At 66.3% G+C, this 21,477-nt stretch carries 21 protein-coding genes; 13 read left to right on the top strand and 8 right to left on the bottom strand.

Annotated features, from left to right (window positions below; all coding sequences use genetic code 11):
- Nucleotides 1-86: 86 nt before the first annotated feature.
- Nucleotides 87-833 carry a helix-turn-helix domain-containing protein gene (locus ACT17R_RS07905; protein WP_217372894.1) on the top strand — a complete coding sequence of 249 codons (747 nt, stop codon included), beginning with the start codon at nucleotides 87-89 and terminating at the stop codon, nucleotides 831-833.
- Between the two features lie 63 nt (nucleotides 834-896).
- Here the strand turns inward: ACT17R_RS07905 and phbB are convergent, their stop codons facing one another.
- The 6 genes from phbB to ACT17R_RS07875 all read right to left on the bottom strand — a co-directional run bounded on the left by phbB (nucleotide 897) and on the right by ACT17R_RS07875 (nucleotide 8,150).
- Nucleotides 897-1,619, bottom strand: coding sequence for an acetoacetyl-CoA reductase (phbB, locus tag ACT17R_RS07900; protein WP_086457969.1), 723 nt, complete (start codon nucleotides 1,617-1,619; stop codon nucleotides 897-899).
- A 106-nt stretch (nucleotides 1,620-1,725) separates the two neighbouring features.
- Entirely contained in the window at nucleotides 1,726-3,318 is a 1,593-nt protein-coding gene (locus tag ACT17R_RS07895) for a DUF1963 domain-containing protein (RefSeq protein WP_234180476.1), read from the bottom strand.
- Nucleotides 3,319-3,414: 96 nt separating this feature from the next.
- Nucleotides 3,415-4,413 carry a ferrochelatase gene (gene hemH, locus ACT17R_RS07890; RefSeq protein ID WP_186401481.1) on the bottom strand — a complete coding sequence of 333 codons (999 nt, stop codon included), beginning with the start codon at nucleotides 4,411-4,413 and terminating at the stop codon, nucleotides 3,415-3,417.
- Nucleotides 4,410-6,698 (bottom strand): molybdopterin cofactor-binding domain-containing protein, encoded by a 2,289-nt coding sequence (locus ACT17R_RS07885; protein WP_444809241.1) that lies wholly within the window; start codon nucleotides 6,696-6,698, stop codon nucleotides 4,410-4,412. Before ACT17R_RS07885 ends, hemH begins: the two co-directional genes overlap by 4 nt.
- 52 nt (nucleotides 6,699-6,750) lie before the next feature.
- Nucleotides 6,751-7,173: a CoA-binding protein gene (locus tag ACT17R_RS07880; protein WP_062901440.1), complete on the bottom strand. Its 423-nt coding sequence runs from the start codon at nucleotides 7,171-7,173 to the stop codon at nucleotides 6,751-6,753.
- Nucleotides 7,173-8,150, bottom strand: coding sequence for an Mrp/NBP35 family ATP-binding protein (locus ACT17R_RS07875; protein WP_062901441.1), 978 nt, complete (start codon nucleotides 8,148-8,150; stop codon nucleotides 7,173-7,175). Before ACT17R_RS07875 ends, ACT17R_RS07880 begins: the two co-directional genes overlap by 1 nt.
- A gap of 92 nt (nucleotides 8,151-8,242) precedes the next feature.
- On the opposite strand from ACT17R_RS07875, the gene hflK reads away from it, so the two are divergent.
- The 5 genes from hflK to ACT17R_RS07850 all read left to right on the top strand — a co-directional run bounded on the left by hflK (nucleotide 8,243) and on the right by ACT17R_RS07850 (nucleotide 14,007).
- Nucleotides 8,243-9,403, top strand: coding sequence for a protease modulator HflK (gene hflK / locus ACT17R_RS07870; RefSeq protein WP_082819862.1), 1,161 nt, complete (start codon nucleotides 8,243-8,245; stop codon nucleotides 9,401-9,403).
- Nucleotides 9,403-10,254: a protease modulator HflC gene (gene hflC, locus ACT17R_RS07865; protein ID WP_062901442.1), complete on the top strand. Its 852-nt coding sequence runs from the start codon at nucleotides 9,403-9,405 to the stop codon at nucleotides 10,252-10,254. The genes hflK and hflC overlap by 1 nt, the downstream gene beginning before the upstream one ends.
- Before the next feature lie 127 nt (nucleotides 10,255-10,381).
- Nucleotides 10,382-11,881, top strand: coding sequence for a Do family serine endopeptidase (locus ACT17R_RS07860; protein ID WP_058811252.1), 1,500 nt, complete (start codon nucleotides 10,382-10,384; stop codon nucleotides 11,879-11,881).
- Between the two features lie 121 nt (nucleotides 11,882-12,002).
- Entirely contained in the window at nucleotides 12,003-12,371 is a 369-nt protein-coding gene (locus tag ACT17R_RS07855) for a VOC family protein (RefSeq protein ID WP_062901443.1), read from the top strand.
- A gap of 127 nt (nucleotides 12,372-12,498) precedes the next feature.
- Entirely contained in the window at nucleotides 12,499-14,007 is a 1,509-nt protein-coding gene (locus ACT17R_RS07850) for a serine hydrolase domain-containing protein (protein ID WP_444809240.1), read from the top strand.
- On the opposite strand, the gene ACT17R_RS07845 is transcribed toward ACT17R_RS07850, so the two are convergent.
- The gene (locus ACT17R_RS07845) at nucleotides 14,004-14,165 is read right to left on the bottom strand and encodes a hypothetical protein (RefSeq protein ID WP_186401487.1); all 162 of its coding nucleotides are present in this window, start codon (nucleotides 14,163-14,165) and stop codon (nucleotides 14,004-14,006) included. The two genes, ACT17R_RS07850 and ACT17R_RS07845, sit on opposite strands and share 4 nt — an antisense overlap.
- A gap of 103 nt (nucleotides 14,166-14,268) precedes the next feature.
- Between ACT17R_RS07845 and ACT17R_RS07840 the strand changes: the two genes are divergently transcribed.
- From ACT17R_RS07840 to ACT17R_RS07810, 7 genes are all read left to right on the top strand, one after another.
- A complete protein-coding gene (locus ACT17R_RS07840; RefSeq protein ID WP_186401488.1) occupies nucleotides 14,269-15,189 on the top strand; it encodes a LysR substrate-binding domain-containing protein in 921 nt (306 codons plus the stop codon).
- A complete protein-coding gene (gene trmD, locus ACT17R_RS07835; protein ID WP_186401660.1) occupies nucleotides 15,186-15,923 on the top strand; it encodes a tRNA (guanosine(37)-N1)-methyltransferase TrmD in 738 nt (245 codons plus the stop codon). Before ACT17R_RS07840 ends, trmD begins: the two co-directional genes overlap by 4 nt.
- 4 nt (nucleotides 15,924-15,927) lie before the next feature.
- Complete coding sequence (gene rplS, locus ACT17R_RS07830; protein WP_186401489.1) at nucleotides 15,928-16,305, top strand: 50S ribosomal protein L19; 378 nt, start codon at nucleotides 15,928-15,930, stop codon at nucleotides 16,303-16,305.
- A gap of 107 nt (nucleotides 16,306-16,412) precedes the next feature.
- On the top strand, nucleotides 16,413-17,438 hold the full coding sequence (locus ACT17R_RS07825) for an aspartate-semialdehyde dehydrogenase (protein ID WP_217372890.1): 1,026 nt from the start codon (nucleotides 16,413-16,415) through the stop codon (nucleotides 17,436-17,438).
- Nucleotides 17,439-17,627: 189 nt separating this feature from the next.
- On the top strand, nucleotides 17,628-18,407 hold the full coding sequence (locus tag ACT17R_RS07820; protein WP_234180480.1) for a dimethylarginine dimethylaminohydrolase family protein: 780 nt from the start codon (nucleotides 17,628-17,630) through the stop codon (nucleotides 18,405-18,407).
- Nucleotides 18,408-18,456: 49 nt separating this feature from the next.
- On the top strand, nucleotides 18,457-19,065 hold the full coding sequence (locus tag ACT17R_RS07815) for a hypothetical protein (protein WP_186401492.1): 609 nt from the start codon (nucleotides 18,457-18,459) through the stop codon (nucleotides 19,063-19,065).
- A gap of 56 nt (nucleotides 19,066-19,121) precedes the next feature.
- Entirely contained in the window at nucleotides 19,122-19,853 is a 732-nt protein-coding gene (locus ACT17R_RS07810; protein ID WP_186401493.1) for a DUF4336 domain-containing protein, read from the top strand.
- 32 nt (nucleotides 19,854-19,885) lie between these two features.
- On the opposite strand, the gene ACT17R_RS07805 is transcribed toward ACT17R_RS07810, so the two are convergent.
- Nucleotides 19,886-21,475 carry an MDR family MFS transporter gene (locus tag ACT17R_RS07805; RefSeq protein WP_186401494.1) on the bottom strand — a complete coding sequence of 530 codons (1,590 nt, stop codon included), beginning with the start codon at nucleotides 21,473-21,475 and terminating at the stop codon, nucleotides 19,886-19,888.
- Between the last annotated feature and the right edge of the window lie 2 nt (nucleotides 21,476-21,477).

Raw genomic sequence — 21,477 nt, 5'->3', positions numbered from 1 at the left:
AATGCGGATACGAATTATTTGGGGTAGATCGCCGGCGGGCCATTCGTAAAATGCCGCGCGGTTCCGGCGCAACGGCAGGCAGGCCCATGACAGCACCCATTCAGACGCTCACCGAAAAGGAAAAGGAGACGCTGCGCCTGCTTGTCGATGGGCACGATGCAAAATCGATGGCGCGGCAACTGGGGCTTTCGGTGCATACGATCAACGAACGGCTGCGCGATGCCCGCCGCAAGATGGCGGTGTCGAGCAGCCGCGAGGCGGCGCGCAAGCTGCGCGCGATAGAACATCGCCCCCCCGAAAAATTTGCGGACAAGCCTTTGGGGGAAGCCCCAGCAGCGGCCGGCGTGAGAGATGGTGCTCCACATGCCGGAAAGCGCCGCTCGGTGCGGCTGCTCGGCCTGGTAGCTGGAGCTATTCTCATGTCGCTTGCCCTTGCTTTACTCGCCTTTTCCTCGGTGACCGGAACCGGCGGTCCGCCCGCCGCGGCGCCGCCTGCTGCGCCGACCGAAAGCGCGGCCGCCGACGCGGCGCGCGCCTGGCTTGTGCTGGTTGAGAAGGGCGACTGGAAGGCAAGCTGGGAGGCGACCGGACAGTCGTTCAAGGCGCTCAACACCGTCGAAGCCTGGGCCAATGCGGGACGGCAGGTGCAGGGGCCGCTCGGGGCCGCAAGATCGCGCGTCCTGATTGGCGACGAATATGTCCCCGCGCCGCCCGAAGGCTATCGCATGGTCAAATTCCGTACCGATTATACGAACAGGGCGGGCGTGATCGAAACGCTTTCGCTGGTGCGCGAAGGCGATACGTGGCGGGTCGTCGGCGTAACGGTGGACTGAAGCGAGGAACAAGGCCCTCTCCCCATGAAAAGGGGGGAGGGTCTTGAGCCAGGGCGCGCGCGCTCAATACATATGCTGTCCGCCGTTGATCGACATCGTCGATCCGGTGACGAAGCCTGCGTCCTCGCTGCACAGAAAGGCAACCCCGCGGGCGATTTCTTCGGCGTGGCCGAGACGCCCCACAGGAATTTTCGCGACGATCTTTTCAAGGACCGGGGCGGGGACGGCGGCGACCATATCGGTGTCGATATAGCCGGGCGCGATCGCGTTGACGGTCACCCCCTTCTTGGCGCCTTCCTGCGCCAGCGCCTTGGTAAAGCCGTGGATGCCCGATTTGGCGGCGGCATAGTTGACCTGGCCATATTGGCCCGCCTGGCCGTTGATCGACCCGATGTTTACGATGCGGCCCCAGCCGCGTTCGACCATGCCGCCAAAGGTCGCCTTGGCCATGTTGAAACAGCCGCCCAGATTGATGCGCATGACGTCGTTCCAGTCGTCGAAGGTCATGCGCGCCAGCGTGCCGTCGCGGGTGATCCCGGCGTTGTTGACGACGATGTCGATCGGGCCGAGGTCGGCGGCAACCTGCGCGCAGCCGTCGAGGCAGGCCTGATGGTCGCCGACGTCCCAGCGATAGGCGGGGATGCCGGTGCGCTCGGTGAAGGCGCGCGCTTTTTCGTCATTGCCTGCATAATTGGCGGCGACGCGCACGCCCATATCCTTCAGCGCCAGCGAAATGGCCTCGCCGATGCCGCGGCTGCCGCCGGTGACGATTGCTACGCGTGTCATGAATTCGCTCTCCCACACAATCTTGCTTCATTGTTGATTAGGGCGCGCGCGAAGCGGCCGCAAGTTGACCGGAACGTCAATCGCGCGGCTTTGCGGGGAAAGTTTTTCAGTTTCCGGTCAGTGCCTTCAGCGCCGCAAAATTTCCGACGGCAAGATCGGCCTTGCGGATCGCGAGGATCAGGCTGGCGCCCTGCGCGGGCGCGATGCCGGTCAAGGCGCTTGCGGGCAATTCGACGAGCATCGCGTCGCGCTCCTCGTCGAAGCCGGGTGCATAGTGGCGCGGCTGCCCGCCTACGAGAGGCGCCTCGGCGGCGGCGAGTGCGGCCCAGACGGGTTCGAAGAGCGCCCGGGCCGGGGCCGAAAGCGAATCGGGGTCGGCGCACCAGCGATGGCGCGCATGATCGAAAAGCAGCGCGCGATAGTCGCTGACCCACAGCTCGGCATCCGGATGGTGGCGCGTCAGCGGCAAAGTGATCGATTCGGTGCGGTCCTCGCCGCTTTCGGCATCGCTTTCGATCACCACCCGCGACCAGTGGATCGCGTGCAGCGCGGTCATCACTGCGGACGCGTCCGAGGCCGAGAAGCCGGCCTGCCCCGCGCTTTCGTCGATGATCGCCAATATCTCGCGCGCGCGCTCGGCCGCGTCGCGGTTGGTTGCGGCGGCATCGGCCAGCGCCTCGGTCAGCTCGTCGCTCGCGTCGGGCGGCGGCGCAGTGCCGGTTTCAAGGGTGGGCAGGCGCGCGGCGAGCAGCGCCGCCAGCCCGGTCATCGTCGGCCAGTCGAACGGATGAAAGGCAGGATCGGCAAGATCATAGCCAGTGGCCGCGAAAAAGGCTTCGGCGGCGTCCGCCCCGGCCAGCGTGCCGGGCGCATCGGCGCCGCGGACGTCGACCGCCCATTCGGGAAAGGCCCGCACCGCGAGCCGGTGCAGCGCCTCGTCTTCGAGCCCGGCGGGACGGAAATAGGCGCGGCCGACTGGCTTGGGTGCCGCGCGTGGCGGTCCCACCTCGGGCAGATGGAGCGCCGTCGCCGCGCCCGTTTCGGGATGGACGAAAAAGGCGAGTGCGCCGGTGCGCGGGCCCAACCCGTCCCAGAGTCCGGCAGGCAAATCGGCACAGGCGATCTGGGCGATAAAGTCGGCATCGGTGCCCTCGATCCGCGGCCACGGCATCGCGCCTGGCAGACGCGGGCGCCCGCCGACCCAGTTGTGCGTCAGAATCGCGTCGCGCGGCGGGATTTGCGCGACCAGTCGCGCCTGGCTGGCAGGCACGGCGTGACCAGCTGCGGGACTGTCCATGATGGGCAATGGCTCGGATGCGCCGTGCGCCTGCGCCTCGACGGCCTGAACCTGCGCCGCCAGCATCTCTTCGATCGGTTCGGGCGGCAAGGCGTCTGAGGGCGTGTCGGTTTCGGCGGCTATTGGAGCGACCTCGGTCGGCGGTTCGTCTTCGGGCAACGGGTCATAGACCGGTTGGGCGCGCAGCCGCGCGAGGCGCGCGGGCGCGATTTCGACGGGCTCGATTTCAGGCTCGGCGCGGCGCGGCAGCCGCGGCATGCGGATTTCGCGCGGCATTCTGGGGGCCTTGGGCAGCGTAACCTGCGGGCGGGGGCGGCGTATCCACCAGACGATGGCGACCGCGATCAAAAAGGCCAGGGTCAGGCCGGCGAGCGTCATGGCTGCCCGGTCGAGTTCGCTCATCGCATGTCTCCGCGCGGGTGCCGGCGCAATATACCGGAAGCCGCTGGATACACAGCTTAAGACGCAGAGTTAAACAGGAGGTAAGCGCCCGCTATTTCAATGCCATCCGGCGAGTTCACGCCGCACCAGCACCTCAAGCATAGCCATTCCTGGCGGGGTGTCGTTGAGGCAGGTCAGATAGGCGAAGTCGCGCCCGCCCGCCGCCTCGAACTGCTCCTTGCCGCGGATCGCGAGCTCTTCGAGCGTCTCGAGGCAATCGGCCGAAAAACCCGGTGCGAAAATCGCCACACGGCGCCCCTCGCGGCCGAGCCGTTCGAGCAGCGCGTCGGTTGCGGGTTCGAGCCACTTGGCGCGTCCGAAACGCGACTGGAAGGCAATCTCGACCGGCCGCCCGATCGCTTCGGACAGCAACCGCGCGCTCTTCACGCACTGGCAATGATAGGGGTCGCCCAGATGCAGCGTCCGTTCGGGCATGCCGTGAAAACTGGCAACGAGCGTATCGGGCGCGAAATCGAGCGCGGCGATCCCCGCCTCGACCGACGCGGCAAGTGCCGCGATATAGGCGGAATCGTCGTGATAGGGCGGCAGGAAACGCAGCGTGGGTTGCCAGCGCAGGCGCGCAAGATGCGCACCGACCGCATCGACAACCGTCGCCGTCGTCGCGGCGCAATATTGTGGATAGAGCGGGGCAATCAGGATGCGGCGGCACCCTTCGCCGACAAGTTCGTCGATCGCGCCGCCGATTGCCGGAGCGCCATAGCGCATCGCCCAGGATACGCGGACATCGTCGCCCAGCGCCGCCTGTAACGCTCCGGCCTGGCGCCGGGTGATCGCGGCGAGCGGCGAGCCTTCGTCGGTCCACACCTGCGCGTAGGCGTGGGCCGACTTTTTCGGGCGCGTGTTGAGGATGATGCCGCGCAGGATCGGCTGCCACAGCAGCGGCGGGATTTCGACGACGCGCGGGTCGGACAGGAACTCGCGCAGATAGCGGCGTACCGGACCTGGTTCGGGAGCGTCGGGGGTGCCGAGGTTGACGAGCAGCACGCCGATGCGCGGCGCGGGTACCGCGAGATGGGAAAGGGGGCGTTCGATCATAGCGGATCGGGCGATAGCGGAAGGCGGCGGATTCGGCGACCGGTTGCGGCGAACATTGCATTGGCGATCGCCGGCGCGACGACGGGCACGCCGATTTCGCCGACGCCGCCGGGATCGCGGTCGCTGTCGATGAATTCGACGACGATCTGCGGCACTTGCGACAGGCGGGGCAGGCCAAGCTGGCCGAGCTTGCGGGCGGTCGCGATGCCGCCGTCATAATCGGTCGTCGCGCCGACCGCGGCGGCGAGACCGAAGACGAGCCCGCCCTCGATCTGCTGGCGTGCGATCGCCGGATTGACGAGCCGCCCGGCGTCAACGACGGCGACGAGCTGTTCGACCTGCAGCCCCCGGTCGCTGGGCCGGGCGGTGGCGACGAGCGCGATGTGGCTGCCGCGCATCGAATGGCAGGCAAGGCCCTGCGCCGTGCCCGAAAGCCCGCCTTCCCATCCGGCGAGGCTGGTCGCAGTGAGCAGGCAGCGGGCGAGGAGCGGCGCCTGTCCAAGCATCGCCATCCGGTACGAAAGTGCGTCCGATCCGGCGCGTGCCGCCATTTCGTCGATGAAACATTCGGTGAAGAAGGCGGTGTAGCTGTCGGCGTTGCCGCGCCAGCGCGCGGTCGGCAGGCCTATGTCGGCGGGGCAATGATCGACCGCGAAATGGCGGAAATTATAGGATCCGCCCGCGCCCTCGACCGCTGCGGCGTCGGGCGTTCCCGCCGCCTCGCGCTGCGCGACGTCAGCCGGGGTTCCGTCGAACAGCCGCGCGCGGAATTCATGGTTCGTCGATGGCACCGCGATCCGCGCGACGAGCGCGTCGATCCCGCCAGCGGCGTCGAGCGTCGCATAGATTTTGGCGCGTGCCGGCGCGCGCGGAATGTCACGCATGATTTCTTCGGCGCGCGACCAGGCGAGCTGCACCGGGCGCTTGATCTGCGTCGCGATGATCGCCGCCTGCACCGCGACGCTGTGATCGAGACAGGCGTCGAACGATCCGCCCGCCATCATCGGGAACAGTGTCACCTTGCCCGGCGGCAATCCGACTGCCCGCGCGACCGCGTCGCGGCACTGGGCGGGCGCCTGTGTCGCAACCCACAGGCGCAGCCGGTCGCCGTCGGGAGCGGCGGTTGCGGTGCGCGTCTCGATCGGTGCATGAAGCGCGGGCGCGACGGCGTAATGCGCCGCAACCTTGGTGCGTCCCTCCATCGCCTCGGCGACGTCGCCTTTTTTGGCGATGCGATAGCCATCAGCCTTGAGCGCGGCCTTCAGCGCCTGGTCGATGCCGGCGCTCGAAATCGGCGGCCCGGTGGTTTCGAACTGCGGTGCGAAGCGGTCGAGCGCGCGATTCGCGGCCCACCAGTTGCGCGCGACGGTTGCAATCCAGCGGTCGTGGAGCACGATGTCGAGCAGGCCGGGCGACGCCATCCCCGCCTTGCGGTTGATGCTCTTGAGCCGGGTGGCGCCGAACGGTCCCTGGCGGATCGCGGCGAAAACCATGTCGGGAAGGCGGATGTCGCCGGCGAAATTGGCCGACCCGTCAACCTTTGCCGGCAGGTCGAGCCGCGTCAGTTCCTTGCCGTAGAGCGGGTCATTGTTGTTGGCGCGATAGACGGGTTCGGCCGGAGGATCGAGCGTTGCGGCCACCGCCGCGACGTCGCCGAAGCGCAGCTTGCGGTTCTTCCAGGTGACGAAGCCATCCTGCGTGTCGCAATCCTGCCAGTCGGCGTCCCACCGCTTCGCTGCCGCCATCATCAGCAGCGTGCGGGCCTGCGCCGCGGCGTCGCGACACGGCCCCTCGAACATGCGGATCGACGAGCTGTTGGCGGTCAGCATCACCGCATGGCGCCCCGCCCATTCGCGTCGGACCCAGCTGCGCACATCGGCGACGACATCGGGCACCAGCGCGCGCGGCATGAAGGTGGCGCTATCCTCGTCGACGAGCAGTGTGTTGGTATAGAGCGGGTTGATCGGCGCGGTTTCGACGGCGATGGTGCGCCAGTCGGCGCCGAGCTCGTCGGCAATGATCTGCGGCAGCAGCGTGGTGACGCCCTGCCCCATTTCGCATTGCGGCACGACGACGGCGATATGCCCGTCGTCGCCGATCTTCAGAAAGGCGTTGAAGATATGTTCGTCGGGCGCAGCGGTCAGATTGGGCGCATAATGACGCGGCCAGAGTGACCAGGCCAGCGCAAGGCCGCCCGCAGCGGTGGCGCCGACGAGCAGCGACCGGCGGCTGACATGCGGCAGGCGCGATTTCTTTGTCCCCACTTTGTCCCGAATGCCGGTCATCCCCGCTGCTGATAATCGCGGCGAGTCGGCGACGCAAAGCCTTTCGTAGGGGCTAGCGCAGCAAGCCCAGCCGCGGAATCTCGATCTTGGGGCAGCGGTCCATGACGACGACCAGGCCGGCCTTGTCGGCGCGCCGCGCGGCGGCTTCGTCGATGACGCCGAGTTGCATCCACACCGCTTTCGCCCCGTGGACGATCGCATCGTCGACGGCAGCGCCCGCGTCGGCGCTGTTGCGGAAGATATCGACGATCTCCGCCGCCGGCTCGACATCGGCGAGCGTCGCGACCACCGGCGCGCCGTGGATCGTCTTGCCGGCATGGCCGGGATTGACCGCGATCACATCGTGGCCCTGCGCGGCCAGGAAGGCGAGCACGCCGTTCGAGGGGCGTGCGGGATTAGGCGAGGCGCCGACGATGGCGATGCGGCGCGGCCTTGCGAGCAGGGCGCGAATTTCAGCCTCGTCGTTGATCGCCATCATATGCCCTTTCGCGCCGCGAGCCACGCCGCGACCTTTGCGGCTATCGCGTGGAACGGCTCGCCCAGCGGATCGGTTCCGGCCGCGGGCGGGACGCCGCCGTCGCTCGCGAGGCGGATGCCCATCGACAGCGGCACGCGGCCGAGAAAATCGAGCTCCATTTCCTTCGCCGCGGTCTCGGCACCGCCGCTTCCGAACGGGTCGCTGACCTCACCGCAATGCGGGCAGGCATAGCCGGCCATATTCTCGACGACGCCGATGATCGGCACTTCGGCCTGCTCGAACAGCGACACGGCGCGCGCTGCGTCCATCAGCGCCAGATCCTGCGGCGTCGAGACGACGACCGCGCCGGTGGGCTTGTGCTTCTGGATCATCGTGAGCTGGACGTCGCCGGTGCCGGGGGGCAGGTCGACGACGAGCGTATCGATATCGCCCCAACTTGCGTCGATCAGCTGTTCGAGCGCGCGGCCCGCCATCGGGCCGCGCCAGGCGATGGCCTGACCCGGCGCGGCGATGTGGCCGGTCGACAGCATCGGAACGCCATAGGCGCTCTGCACCGGCGAGAGCTTGGATCCGCGCGCTTCGGGCTTCACGCCCTCGCTGTCCATCAGGCGCGGCTGCGACGGACCGTAGATGTCGGCATCAACCAGTCCGACCTTCACTCCGGTGCGGCGCAGCGCGACGGCAAGATTGGCGGCGAGCGTCGATTTGCCGACCCCGCCCTTGCCGCTGCCCACCGCGATGATCGTCATCGCCTTGCGCTCGGCGGTCATGGCAACGCGGACGCTGGTAACGCCGGCACGGGCGAGCAGGCCCGCGCGGAGCTTTTCCTCGAGCGGCTTGCGCTCGTCTTCGGCGAGCCCGGTGACATCGAGCACGATCGCGAGCGTGCCCTGATCGTCGAGATAGCGAAGCCCCGACGTGCGGCCGCCGGTCAGATCGGTGGCGAGACTGGCAAGGATGGCGATATCGGTCATGTCCGCGGCAGATAGGGATAAGCGGGGCGATTGCCACCCATTTTCGCCTGGCCCCCCTGTTAATCGCGCGCGCCGCCCTTATAAAAGCATTCATGAGCAACAAAAGTGATGGCAGCATGGGAGGCCGCGCCCCGCAGGGAGTGCGGCAATTTTTCCATCAGATTGCGCTGATGGCGAACAGTCCGTGGGGCAATGGCCCGAAGGATAACGGCGATGGCGATGACCGGTCGGGTCCGCGCAATCCCTGGGTGACGCCCGATCCCGCCGACGGACTGCGCGGGCGCAAGCCGCGCGGCCCCTCCGCACTCGACGAACTTCTGCGCAAGGGGCGCGGCGGCTTTGGCGGCGGCGGTTCGGGTGGCGGCGGCGGCAATCTGCAGATGCCCGAATCGGCGCGGCTGTGGAAATGGGGCGTTGGCGCGCTTGTCGCCGTGTGGTTCCTGTTTTCGTCCTTCCACATCATACCGCCCGAAAAGGAAGGCGTCGTTACCCGGCTCGGCAGCTATTCGCGTACCGTCGGACCCGGCGTGAAATTCACCTGGCCGGCGCCGATCGAGCGCATCCGCATGGAAGACGTGCGCGCGATCCGCACGATGCAGGTCGGCTCGCCCAATGCAAGCGACGAAAATTTCGTCCTCACCCGCGACCAGAGCATCGTCGATCTGGCCTATGAAGTGCGCTGGTCGATCCGCGACCCCGAACTCTACATCTTCCAGCTCGCCGATCCCGACGGCACCATCCGCGAGGTCGCCGAAAGCGCGATGCGCGCGACGGTCGCCAATTTCGACCTGGTGCAGGCGATCGGTCCCGGCCGGGTCGAGATCGAGACGCAGGTTCAGCAGCGCATGCAGGCCCTGCTCGATCAGTATCGCGCCGGCGTGACAATCCAGGGCATCGCGATTCGCCAGGCCGATCCGCCGAAGCAGGTCGACGAGGCGTTCAAGGAAGTGACCGCGGCGCGGCAGGAACGCGAGTCGTCGATCAACCTGGCGCGTGCTTATGAACAGCAGGTGCTCGAACGCGCACGCGGTGACACCGCGGCGTTCGACAAGATTTACGAACAATATAAGCTGGCGCCGGGCGTGACCCGCAAGCGGCTATATTATGAAACGATGGAGAATGTTTTGTCGAACGTCGACAAGACGATTGTCGAGGCGCGCGGCGTCACCCCCTATCTGCCGCTGAGCGAAGTTCAGCGGCGCTCGCGCGCGGCGTCCGACGCCGCGTCCGATGCGGCGAAGGGAGGCCAGTGATGTTCGAATCGATCACCCGCCATCCGATGCGGCTGCTCGTCGGCCTCGTCGCCATTCTCGTGATCCTGTCGCAGACGCTGGCGATCGTTCCCGAAGACAAGCAGGCGCTGATCCTGCGCTTTGGCGAAATCGAGCGCACGGTGAATCGCTACAAGGCGAACGAGGAATTCGGCCGGTCGGGTGCGGGCCTTGTCCTGCGCGTGCCGTTCACCGATGGGATCCAATATATCGACAAGCGCATTCTGGGCATCAACATGGAGCGCCAGCAGGTGCTCTCCACCGATCAGCAACGGCTGCAGGTCGATGCCTTCGCACGCTTCCGCATCACCAACCCGGTGCGCATGTACACCGCGATCCGGACCGAGGATAAATTGCAGCAACAGCTGGCGACAATCCTCGGCTCGTCGCTGCGCAACGAACTCGGCAAGCGGACCTTCGCGACCCTGCTCTCGCCCGAACGCGGTGCGGTGATGGACAATATTCAGGTCGCGCTCAATCGCGAGGCGCACAAATATGGCGCCGAAATCATCGACGTGCGGATCAAGCGCGCCGACCTCCCCGAAGGCGCAACGCTGCAGGCGGCCTATGACCGCATGCGCACCGCGCGCCAGCAGGAAGCGATCGCGATCCGCGCCGAAGGGCAGAAGGAAGCGCAGATCATTCGCGGTAACGCCGATGGCGAAGCCGCGCGCATCTATGCCGCCAGCTTCGGCAAGGATCCCGAATTCTATGATTTCTATCGCGCCATGCAGAGTTATCGTCAGACATTCCTGGGTGAGAATAACAAGGGCGGAACGTCGATCATCATGTCGCCCGACAATGAATATCTGAAGCGTTTCAGCGGCGGATAGCGGCCGGACGGCGGATGAACCGGACGTGCAGTCGCCGTTCATGTTCAATTGCCGTTCAGCCGCACGGCCCCAAATGAAGCCTGCCGGGGTCCTTGGGTTTTTTCGCAAGAGAGAAGGATTTGCGATCGTGCGTTATGTTTATGGCATCACTTCGGCTTTGCTGGTGGGTGGCACAGCGCTCGCGCTCGTCACCCAGTCGCCCGTTATCGCGCAGGTCGCGCAGAACGAGCGCAGCGAAATCGCCAAGGCGGTTCCGCGCGCCGGCGCGCCCGAAAGCTTCGCCGACCTGGTCGAGCAGCTGCAGCCCGCAGTGGTCAACATCTCGACCAAGCAGGAAGTCACGCTGGGCGTCCGGCTCGATCCGTTCGCGGGAACGCGCGAACCGGTCACGCAGGAGCAGCAGGGCGGCGGTTCGGGCTTTCTGATCTCGGACGACGGCTATATCGTCACCAACAACCATGTCGTCACCGGCGGTCCGCGCGGCGAACAGGTGAACCAGGTCACGGTGACGCTGACCAACGGCAAGGAATTTCAGGCCAAGATCGTCGGCCGCGACGTCGCCTCCGACCTCGCGCTGCTCAAGATCGACGCGACCGGCATGCCGTTCGTGAAATTCGGCGACAGCGGCAAGGCGCGCGTTGGCGACTGGGTGGTTGCGATCGGCAACCCGCTCGGCCTCGGCTCGACCGTCACCGCCGGCATTATCTCGGCGGTGCAGCGCAATATCGGCAACGGCGGTGCTTATGACCGCTACATCCAGACCGACACGGCGATCAATCGCGGCAACTCGGGCGGTCCGCTGTTCGACCTGCACGGCAATGTCGTCGGCATCAACAATATGCTGATCTCGCCCGTCGGCGCGAACATCGGGGTCAATTTCGCCATTCCGGCCGATGCAGCGATCCCGGTGATCAACGCGCTGCGCGCCGGCGAGCGTGTCGAGCGCGGCTATCTGGGCATCGGCATCGCGCCGGTCGGCGAGGATATGGCCGCGGCGCTCGGCCTGCCCAAGGATCGCGGCGAATTCGTCCAGCGCGTCGAGGATGACGGTGCCGCGGCGAAGGCGGGCATCAAGCGCGGCGACGTCGTGACCAAGGTCAACGGCAAGGATGTGACGCCGCAGCAGACGCTGTCCTACATCGTCGCGAACACCAAGCCGGGGACGCGTATCCCGATCGAGGTCGTGCGCGACGGCAAGACGATGACGCTCAACGCCGTCGTCGGCACGCGTCCGCCCGAAGACCAGCTCGCCGGCAATGATTTCGACCCCGAAGACGATCAGGCGACGCCTGACGACAACAGCGGGAGCGTTTCGGACAAGGCGGTCCAGGACAATCTGGGCCTCGCGGTGCAGACGCTGACCCCCGACATCGCGCGCGCTGTCGGCGTCGATGCATCGACCAAGGGCCTCGTCATCGGCGCCGCGTCGAGCAACAGCGATGCTGGCCGCAAGGGCCTGCGCCGCGGCGACGTGATCCTCAGCGTCAACCGCACCCCGGTGACGACGAGCGAGGGCCTGGCCAAGGCGGTGGCGGAAGCGAAGAAGGCTGGCCGCGACGCGGTGCTGATGGAAATTCTCCGCCGCGGCGGTCCGTCGGCGTTTATCGCGATCCGCATCAAGCCGTAATCGCGCAGCATCGTCAACGTTTCGAAAGGGGCGCCCGGACATCGACCGGGCGCCCTTTTCTTTTCTTGTCGTATACATTGTTCCTGATATGTTCTTGCTTCAACGAATCGGGAGATGACCAATGATCGGATATGTGACGCTCGGCACCAACGACCTCACCAAAGCGGCGGTTTTTTACGACGCGATCGCCGCCGAACTGGGTGTGCCGCGCATGATGGAATTCGACAATTTCATTGCTTGGGGCAAGGAGGGCGGCGGCGCGGGCATTGGCCTGACCAAGCCGTTCGACGGCAATGTCGCTACCGTCGGTAATGGCGTGATGGTGGCGCTGGAGGCCAGCGATACCGATCAGGTCCAGCGCCTCTATGATATCGCGCTGGCGCATGGCGGCAGCGACGAAGGCGCCCCCGGTCCGCGCGGCGAAGGTTTTTACGCGGGCTATTTTCGCGATCCCGACGGCAACAAGCTCAACGCCTTCGTCATGGGGTGACGACGCGTTGGCGGCGCGCACGGGCGTTGCAGCCATAGACAGTCCTAAAACGGCCGGGCGCGGCGGATTGCCGCCGTCCCGGCCCGCTGTTAGCCTGCGGCGCTCGTCCGTTCGCGAAAGGATCTTCATGCGTTGGAAATCGGCCTTGGTAGCGGCGGTGATGCTTGGCTGCGCCTCACCCGCGTTCGCGCAGGAAAGTGCGGGAAGGAGTCTCGACGAAATCGCGCCCGAGATCGACGCGCTCTTTGCCCGCTATCAGGCCGATCAGCATATCCCTGGCCTCGTCTATGGCATCGTGCAGGATGGCAAGCTCGTCTATCTGAAGGGGCGCGGGATTCAGGATGTGGCGACCGGAACGCCGGTCGACGGCGATACGCTGTTCCGGATCGCCTCGATGACCAAGGCTTTCACCGCGCTGGCGGTGCTCAACCTGCGCGACCGGGGCAAGCTGCGGCTCGACGATCTGGCCGAAGATTATGTCCCAGAAATGAAGCGCTGGATCTATCCGACCGCGGACAGTCCGCGCATTCGTGTGCGCGACCTGCTCCACCATGTCGCGGGGTTCGTCACCGACGATCCGTGGGGCGACCGCCAGCAGATATTGTCGCAGGACGATTTTACCAAGATGCTGACCGCCGGCGTCCCCTTCACGCAGGCGCCGCAGAGCCGCTTCGAATATTCGAACTTCGGCTATGCCCTGCTCGGCCGCATCGTCGCCAATGCGTCGGGTATGCCCTATGCCGACTATGTCCGCATCACCATCCTCCGCCCGCTGGGGATGGAGGCCAGCGGCTATGACGTGACGCGCGCGCCGCGCGCGCATTATGCCCGCGGCTACCGCTGGGAAGGTGAGGCGTGGGTGCCCGAACCCGAAATGGCCGACGGTGCCTTCAGTAGCATGGGCGGGCTGCAGGTCAGCGCGCGGGACTATGCCAAATGGGTCGCCTTTCTGCTGTCTGCCTGGCCGCCGCGCAACGAGGCCGATGCTGGGCCAATCCGCCGCGCAACGGTGCGCGAGATCGCGCAGGGTCTGAACTTCGTCTCGCTGGCGACGCGCGCCGGCGCGAGCGGCGAGACGGCGTGCAAGCAGGCCGCGGCCTATGGCATGGGTTGGCGCGTTGCGCAGGACTGCGACCTGGGGCTCACCCTGTCGCACGGCGGTGGCTATCCAGGATATGGCAGCCATGTGATGCTGATGCCCGACTTCGGCGCCGGCGTCTTTGCGCTGTCGAACCGCACCTATGCCGGACCGTCGGCGCCCGCCTGGGACACGGCGGTAGCGATGGAGAAGGCGGGATTGCTCAAAACCCGGCCAGCGTCGGTCACGCCCGACATGGCCGCGATGATCGCTGCGTCGCGCGCCGTCTATGACGCGGGCGACCTGGCGCCGATACAGGACCGGTTGGCGATGAACTTCCTGATGGATCGCTCGGCGGCGTTATGGGCGAAGGACCTGGCGGCGCTGAAAGATCAGCTGGGCGCATGTCCGACCGCCGAGCCGCCGGTCGCGCGCGGCGCGCTGGGGGCCTTGTTCCGGCTCAATTGCGAGCGCGGCAAGCTCGACGGTCAGATTCTGCTAGCCCCGACGCATCCGCTGACGGTTCAGGCCCTGCGCCTTCGTCCAGCACGCGACTAGCTCGCGGGGCGAGCCGGTGCCGCTTTGGCCGCGCCGCGCGGGCGCCGGGCGAAAAGCGGCTTCAAGGCGGCGCCGAGCTGCGCGAAGCCGCGGTCGAGGTCGGCGCTGAAGCGCGCATGATCGGCGTTCCAGCTCCGCATCCAGATTTCATCCATCATCGTCTGTCTCCATCGGTTGCGATGAAGTGCAGATGCGCCCTCGCTAGCGCCTTCGCCAATTAAAGCTTTGCACATAGATATAAGTTTGCCTTATGCACCGGTGATGCCGAAACTGCCGCCCCTTGCTGCCGTCCGTGCCTTTGAATCGGCTGCAAGGCTGGAAAATTTCTCGCGCGCTGCCGAGGAACTGGGGATGACGCAGGCAGCGGTCAGCTATCAGGTCCGCCAATTGGAAGACCGGCTAGGCCGCGCGCTGTTCGTGCGTGAGAAAGGGCGCGTGCGGTTGTCGGAGACCGGCCAACGCGTGTTCCCCGCGATCCGCGCCGCCTTTGCCGCAATGCACGATGCCTTCGCTGCACTTGGCAGCGACGAGACCGACGTGCTGACGATCAGCTCCGTGACGAGCTTCGGCGGCGCATGGCTGAGCGCACGTATCGGCCGCTTCCAGCTCGCTTACCCCGACCTTGCCGTGCGCATGTCGATGAGCAACGATCTCGTCGACTTCGACGCGTCGAACGTCGATGTGGCGATCCGCCTGGGAATGGGCCCCTGGCCCGGCCTGCGCAGCGACTTTCTGATGCGCCAGACGCTTGCTCCGCTCGCCGCACCATCGTTCATCGCCGAGCATGCGATCCGCGAACCCGCCGACCTGCTGCGCGTCCAGCGGCTCGCCCCGAACGACAGCTGGTGGGCCGACTGGTTTGTCGCCGCGGGGGTTGCGACTCCGCTGGCGCCATCGCGCCTCGGCATCGAGCTCGACAGCCAGTTGCAGGAGGCGAGCGCGGTGCAGGCGGGCTTCGGGGCCGCGATGATGACCCCGCTGTTCTGGCAGGCCGACCTTGCCAGCGGCCGGATGGTCCAGCCCTTCGATACACTCTATGTCGCCGATGCCGGCCTTTGGCTCGTGCACCGCGAAAATCGCGTCGGGGTGCGCAAGATCGAGCGCTTCCGCGAATGGCTGCACGACGAATTGAAGAAGGATCGCCACCTGCTGCCCGAGGCGCTATGGCAGCCGCCGTCATGACCTTCACCGCCGTCCCGCTCACGCTCTATCCCGACATGTTCCCCGGTCCGCTAGGGCACAGCATGGCGGGGCGCGCTCTCGAAAGCGGGACATGGGCGTGCGCGCCCGTCCAGATCCGCGATTTTGCCACCGACCGGCATCGCACCGTCGACGATACGCCCGCGGGCGGCGGCGCCGGCATGGTGCTGAAGGCCGACGTGCTGGGGGCGGCGATCGATCATGCGACGGCAGCGCATCCGGGGCTGCCGCTGCTCGCCATGACCCCGCGCGGCGCGCCGGTCACGCAGAAGCGGGTGCGCGAGCTTGCCGCGGGTCCGGGAGCGATCATCCTGTGCGGCCGCTTCGAGGGTTTCGACGAACGCATCTTCGACGCACGGCCGATCGAACAGCTGTCGATGGGCGACATCATACTTTCGGGCGGCGAGATGGGCGCGCTGATGCTGCTCGACGCTTGCATTCGGCTGCTTCCCGGCGTAATGGGCGCGGCTTCAAGTGGCGACGACGAATCGTTCGAGAACGGTTTGCTCGAATATCCGCACTATACCCGGCCCGTCACATGGGAAGGGCGCACGATCCCCGAAGTGCTGCGATCGGGGGATCATGCGAAGATCGCCGCCTGGCGGAAACAACAGGCGCAGGATCATACACGGTTACGCAGGCCGGACCTTTGGGAGCGTCATGAGGACGCTCGGGCCCGACCTGCCTCTGGCGCGCGGCAAAAGAAGAAGGACTAGAGGCATGAACCTCATCCAGACGATCGAAGCTGAAGAAATTGCCAAGGCCGGCAAAGAGATTCCGACGTTCCGCCCCGGCGACACGCTGCGCGTCGGCGTGAAGGTGGTCGAAGGCGAACGCACCCGCGTCCAGAATTTCGAAGGCGTGTGCATCGCGCGCGCGAATAAGGGCATGGGCTCGAACTTCACCGTGCGCAAAATGTCGTTCGGCGAAGGCGTCGAGCGCGTCTTCCCGCTTTATTCGCCGAACATCGATTCGATTACCGTCGTCCGCAAGGGCGCCGTGCGCCGTGCGAAGCTCTACTATCTGCGGGGCCGCACCGGTAAATCGGCTCGTATTGCGGAGCGCCGCGATTACCGGTCGGAAGCCGGCGAAGGCTGAGGAGAGTTTCTCCCCACAAAGCCGAAACAGCTTTCCAGAACGACCGGTTCCGCCAAGGCGCAGAACCGGTCGTTTTTCATTTCACGCCAAGACAAAGGACATATTTCATGGGTTACCGGATCGTCGTCGCTGGTGCGACGGGCAATGTCGGACGCGAAGTCCTCGCCATCCTCGCCGAACGCGAATTTCCGATCGCCGAACTGGCGGCGGTCGCGTCGTCGCGCAGCCAGGGCGACGAAGTCGAGATCGGCGATACCGGCAAAACCGTGAAATGTCAGAATATCGAGAATTTCGACTGGTCGGGCTGGGACATGGCGATCTTCGCCATCGGCAGCGACGCGACCGCGATTCACGCGCCCAAGGCCGCAGCCGCGGGCTGCGTCGTGATCGACAACTCGTCGCTCTATCGCATGGACCCCGACGTGCCGCTGATCGTGCCCGAGGTGAACCCCGACGCGATCGATGGCTATACCAAGCGCAACATCATCGCGAACCCGAACTGCTCGACCGCGCAGATGGTCGTCGCGCTGAAGCCGCTGCACGATGCGGCGAAAATCAAGCGCGTCGTGGTTTCGACCTATCAATCGGTGTCGGGCGCCGGCAAGGCGGGGATGGACGAGCTATGGAACCAGACGCGCCAGATCTTCGTCGGCGACGAAAAGGACATCAAGAAGTTCACCAAACAGATCGCCTTCAACGTCATTCCGCACATCGACAAATTCCTCGACGACGGATCGACGAAGGAAGAATGGAAGATGGTCGCCGAGACGAAGAAGATCCTCGATTCGAAGATCAAGGTCACCGCGACCTGCGTCCGCGTTCCGGTCTTCGTCGGCCACTCGGAAGCCATCAATATCGAGATGGAGCAGGAACTGCCCGCCGAGGAAGCGCAGCGCATCCTGCGCGAGGCGCCGGGCGTCATGCTCGTCGATAAGCGTGAGGACGGCGGATATATCACCCCCGTCGAATGCGTCGGCGACTATGCGACCTTTGTCAGCCGGGTGCGCGACGACAGCACCGTCGACAATGGCCTGAACCTCTGGTGCGTCAGCGACAACCTGCGCAAGGGCGCGGCGCTGAATGCGGTGCAGATCGCCGAACTGCTCGGCCGCCGGCATCTGAAGAAGGGTTGATCTTGTTATCCTCCCTGTCGCGCAGCGATGGGGAGGTGGCAGCCCGAAGGGCTGACGGGGGGGGGGCGTTGACGCCGGCGCGCTCGCGGCCCTTCCACTATCCGCCTTGCGGACGGTCCCCCTCCCCACCGCTGCGCGGCAGGGAGGATTGCCTTGGCGAGATCGGGGCATTCGGACTATGCCCATAACATGACCGCGCCCTTCGCTTTCACCCACGCGCTTTGCCGGACCCCGGCGCCGTCGGCCGTCAACGGCATCCGTGCGGGCGGCGGACCCGATCCCGAGCTGGCGGGAATCATGGCCGAGCATGCCGCCTATGTCGCGGCGCTGCGCGAGTTGGGCCTGACGGTCGATGTTCTGCCGCCGCTCGATGCCTTTCCCGATGCGCTGTTCGTCGAGGACGTCGCGCTGACCTTTGCCGAAGGCGCGATCCTGCTCCGCCCCGGTGCGCCGAGCCGCGCGGGCGAGGTCGCGCACATACGCGCCGCGCTCGCAGAACGGCACGGCCGCGTCCTTGAACTGGCCGGGCCGGGACATGTCGACGGCGGTGACGTTCTGCGCCTTGCCGACCGCGTGATCATCGGCCTGTCCGACCGCACCGACCGGGCGGGGGCCGAAACGCTGACTGCGCTGCTCGGCGATCTTGGCTACCGCGCGCAGATCGCGCAGACCCCGCCCGGCGTGCTGCATTTCAAGACCGGCTGCGGCCTCATCGACGACCGCGCCGTGCTCGCCGTCCCCGCCATGCGCGACTGCCCCGAATTTGCGGGGCTGGAGGTGGTGCTGACGCCGATGGGCGAAGAAGGCGCGGCGAATATCCTGCGCGTCCGCGACACGGTGCTGATCGGCGCGCACTGGCTTGCAACGCAAGCGCTGCTGGCGGCGCGCGGCGTCCCGTTCCGCGTGCTGCCCACCGATCAGATCGCGCGGATCGACGCCGGGCTCAGCTGCATGTCGCTTCGCTGGTAATCGCCCCGCGCTCTGGCGTATAGCGGCGTGTCCCCTTCGGAGTTCCTCCATGCGCAAGCTGCCCGCCCTCGTCCTCCTCGCACTGCTTGCGGCGTGCAAGCCCGCCGCCGACAAGTCGGCCGCCGACGACCGCCCGCCAGTCGTGCCCGACGTGCCCGAGGCCAAGCTCGACGGTCCGGCCGCGGCGTCGCTGGCGGTCGCGCTCGACGGTGCGGGGCTGCGCTTCATCGACAAGACCAGCGGCAAGGCCAGCCTGCTCGCGTTCGGCACCCCGCGCAGACAGGCCGAAGAGGCGTTGGCGCGCGTTGCGGGGGTGGTCGACGACCGCAGCGACAATGACGAGTGCGGCGCGGGGCCGATGCAATTTTCGCGCTTCGATGCGATGACGCTCAATTTTCAGGACGACAAGTTCGTCGGCTGGTTTCTGGGCGACGAGGCGGGCGCCGAATTCTATTCGACGGTCAGCGGCATCGGTATCGGCACGACGCGCGCCAAGGCGTCCGCATCGGCCACCGTCGTCGATCACAAGGACAGCACGCTGGGCGAGGAGTTCAGCCTGGGAACCGGCGATGCAGCGATCGGCGGCATGTTCGCCGAGCCGGGCAAGGATGCGAAGATCGAGGCGCTGTTCGCTGGCGCCAATTGCTTCTTCCGTTAACGACGCCGGATTTTCATCAATTTGATCGGCGGCGACGGTGGCGCTAGTCTGCCGCCATGTCGGCCTTTCTGCCCTATGCGCCGCTCAACACGCCCAAAGCCTTCGGCCCCGGACTATGGATCGTCGACGGCCCCGAAATCCGGATGGATTACGGACCGACCTCGATCCCCTTTCCAACCCGGATGACCGTCGCGCGGCTTGCCGACGGCACGCTGTGGGTTCACTCGCCGGTGGCTCCTGACAAGGACCTGCTTTCTGCCATCGACCGCCTCGGCCCGGTCGCCTGGCTGATCGCGCCGAACAGCCTTCATTATTGGCATATCGCTGACTGGCAGGCGATCTATCCCGGCGCGCGAACGCTCGCGGTGCCCGATCTCGCCATGCGCGCGAAGCGGCCTTTCCGCATCGACGCGACGCTCGACGGCGAGGCGGTGCTGCCCGATGAGCTGGAGACGGTCTTCGTTCCCGGCACGCTGGTCAATGAAGCGGTGTTTTTCCACCGGCCCTCGCGCACCGTCGTGCTGACCGACCTGATCGAGAATTTCGAGCCGCAGCGAATACGCAGTCCCCTTTATCGCGGGCTCGTCCGCCTCTCGGGCGCGGCGCATCCCGACGGCAAGGCGCCGATCGACCTGCGGTTGACCTTCTGGCCGCGCCGTGCCCGTGTTCGCCGGGCGGTCGCTGCGATATTGGGCTGGGATTGCGAGCGTGTCGTGATGGCGCACGGCCTGCCATATGAGCGGGATGGGGCAGCCGAGCTTCGCCGCGGCTTGCGCTGGGCCTGCTGACGCGGCGCGGCCCTGGCCCCGTCAGGGCCCCCTCAGTGCCCCATGTCGGCGGCCGAAGCCTTGGCCGCGCCGGGTCTGGGCGGGCGCAGCAGGACGACGAGCGGCACCGCCGCGAGCGTGACCCACATCATCAGCCAGAAATCGTCGATATAGGCGACCATCGCGGCCTGCCGGTTGATTTCGCCATTGACCATCTGCATCGCGACATCGCCGATGATGCCGAAGCGGTCGGCCGTCGAGGGATCGACGAGGCTGACCGAGCTATTGGTGACATGCGCGACCAGATCCTGATGGCTGGTCTGCGTATTCGATCCGAGCAGCGTCGTGACCACCGAAATGCCCACCGACGCCCCCATGCTGCGGAACAGATTGAGGAGGCTCGATCCGTCGGTCCGGAACTGCATCGGGATCGTGGCAAAGGCCATGGTGTTGAGCGGGATGAAGATCAGCCCCATCCCTAATCCCTGCACCAGCCCGCTGACGACCACGGGACCGGCGCCCATCATCAGCGACCATTGGCTCATCTGATACAGCGAATAGGCGGCGATCAGCAGTCCCGAACCGACCATCCAGCGCGCATCGATCTTGCCGAGCAGGCGCCCGGCGACCCACATGCTCATCAGGATGCCGATCCCGCGCACCGCGAGCACCAGCCCTGTATCGATCACCGGCCAGCCCAACAGGCGTTGCAGCATCGGCGGCAGCAGCGCCATCGACGAGAACATGACCACCCCGATCACGATCATGAAACCCATGCCCATGACGAGGTTGCGATCGGCGAGCATCTTGCGGTTGAACAAGGTCACCGGCGCGGTGAGCAGGTGGATGAGGAACATCCACAGGCAGGCAACCGAAACGCCGAGTTCGATCCAGATTTCGGCACTCTCGAACCAGTCCTGCTGCGCACCGCGGTCGAGCATCAGCTGCAGCGCAGCGAGGCCGAGCGCGAGCATCGAGAAGCCGAACAGATCGAACTTGCGCTCGCGGGTGTGCGTCCGCGGCAGCAGCGCCCACATCAGCACCAGCGTTATCAATCCGACGGGCAGGTTGACGTAGAACACCCAGCGCCAGTTCGCCGATTCGGTGAGCCAGCCGCCCAGGATGGGCCCCAGAATCGGGCCGATCATGATCCCCATCCCCCAGATCGACATCGCCCGCGCGTGCCGTTCGGGCGGGTTGATATCGAGCATTACCGATTGCGAAAGCGGGCTGATGAAGGCGGCGGCGATCCCCTGCAGGAAGCGGAACGCCACCATCTCCTCGAGATTCTGCGCGGCGCCGCACGCCATCGAGGTCAGGACGAAGCCGACGATCGCCGCGAGGAACAATTGCCGCCGTCCGATCCGGTCGGCGAGCCAGCCGGTGATCGGCATCGCCACTGCCGAGGCGATGATATAGCTGGTGAGAACCCAGTTGACCGTCTCGCTCGTCGCGCCGAGCGCGCTTTGCATATGCGGTATCGCGACATTGGCGATGGTCGTGTCGAGAATCTGCATCACCGACGCGCCCATCACGGCCACCGTCAGCAGGCCGCGATAGCGCACCTGCTGATGGAGCGGGATCGACGCATCGACCGGTTGTCCCGCGCTGGGCGACCGGCGGGGAAGGGCGCGGCTCGCCATCG

Origin of the sequence: Sphingopyxis sp. Q841, assembly GCF_052384365.1 — a bacterium.
In the GTDB taxonomy this organism is placed as follows: domain Bacteria; phylum Pseudomonadota; class Alphaproteobacteria; order Sphingomonadales; family Sphingomonadaceae; genus Sphingopyxis; species Sphingopyxis terrae_A.
Note: the sequence above shows the minus strand (reverse complement) of the source record. Positions and strands in the feature narration are given on the sequence as shown.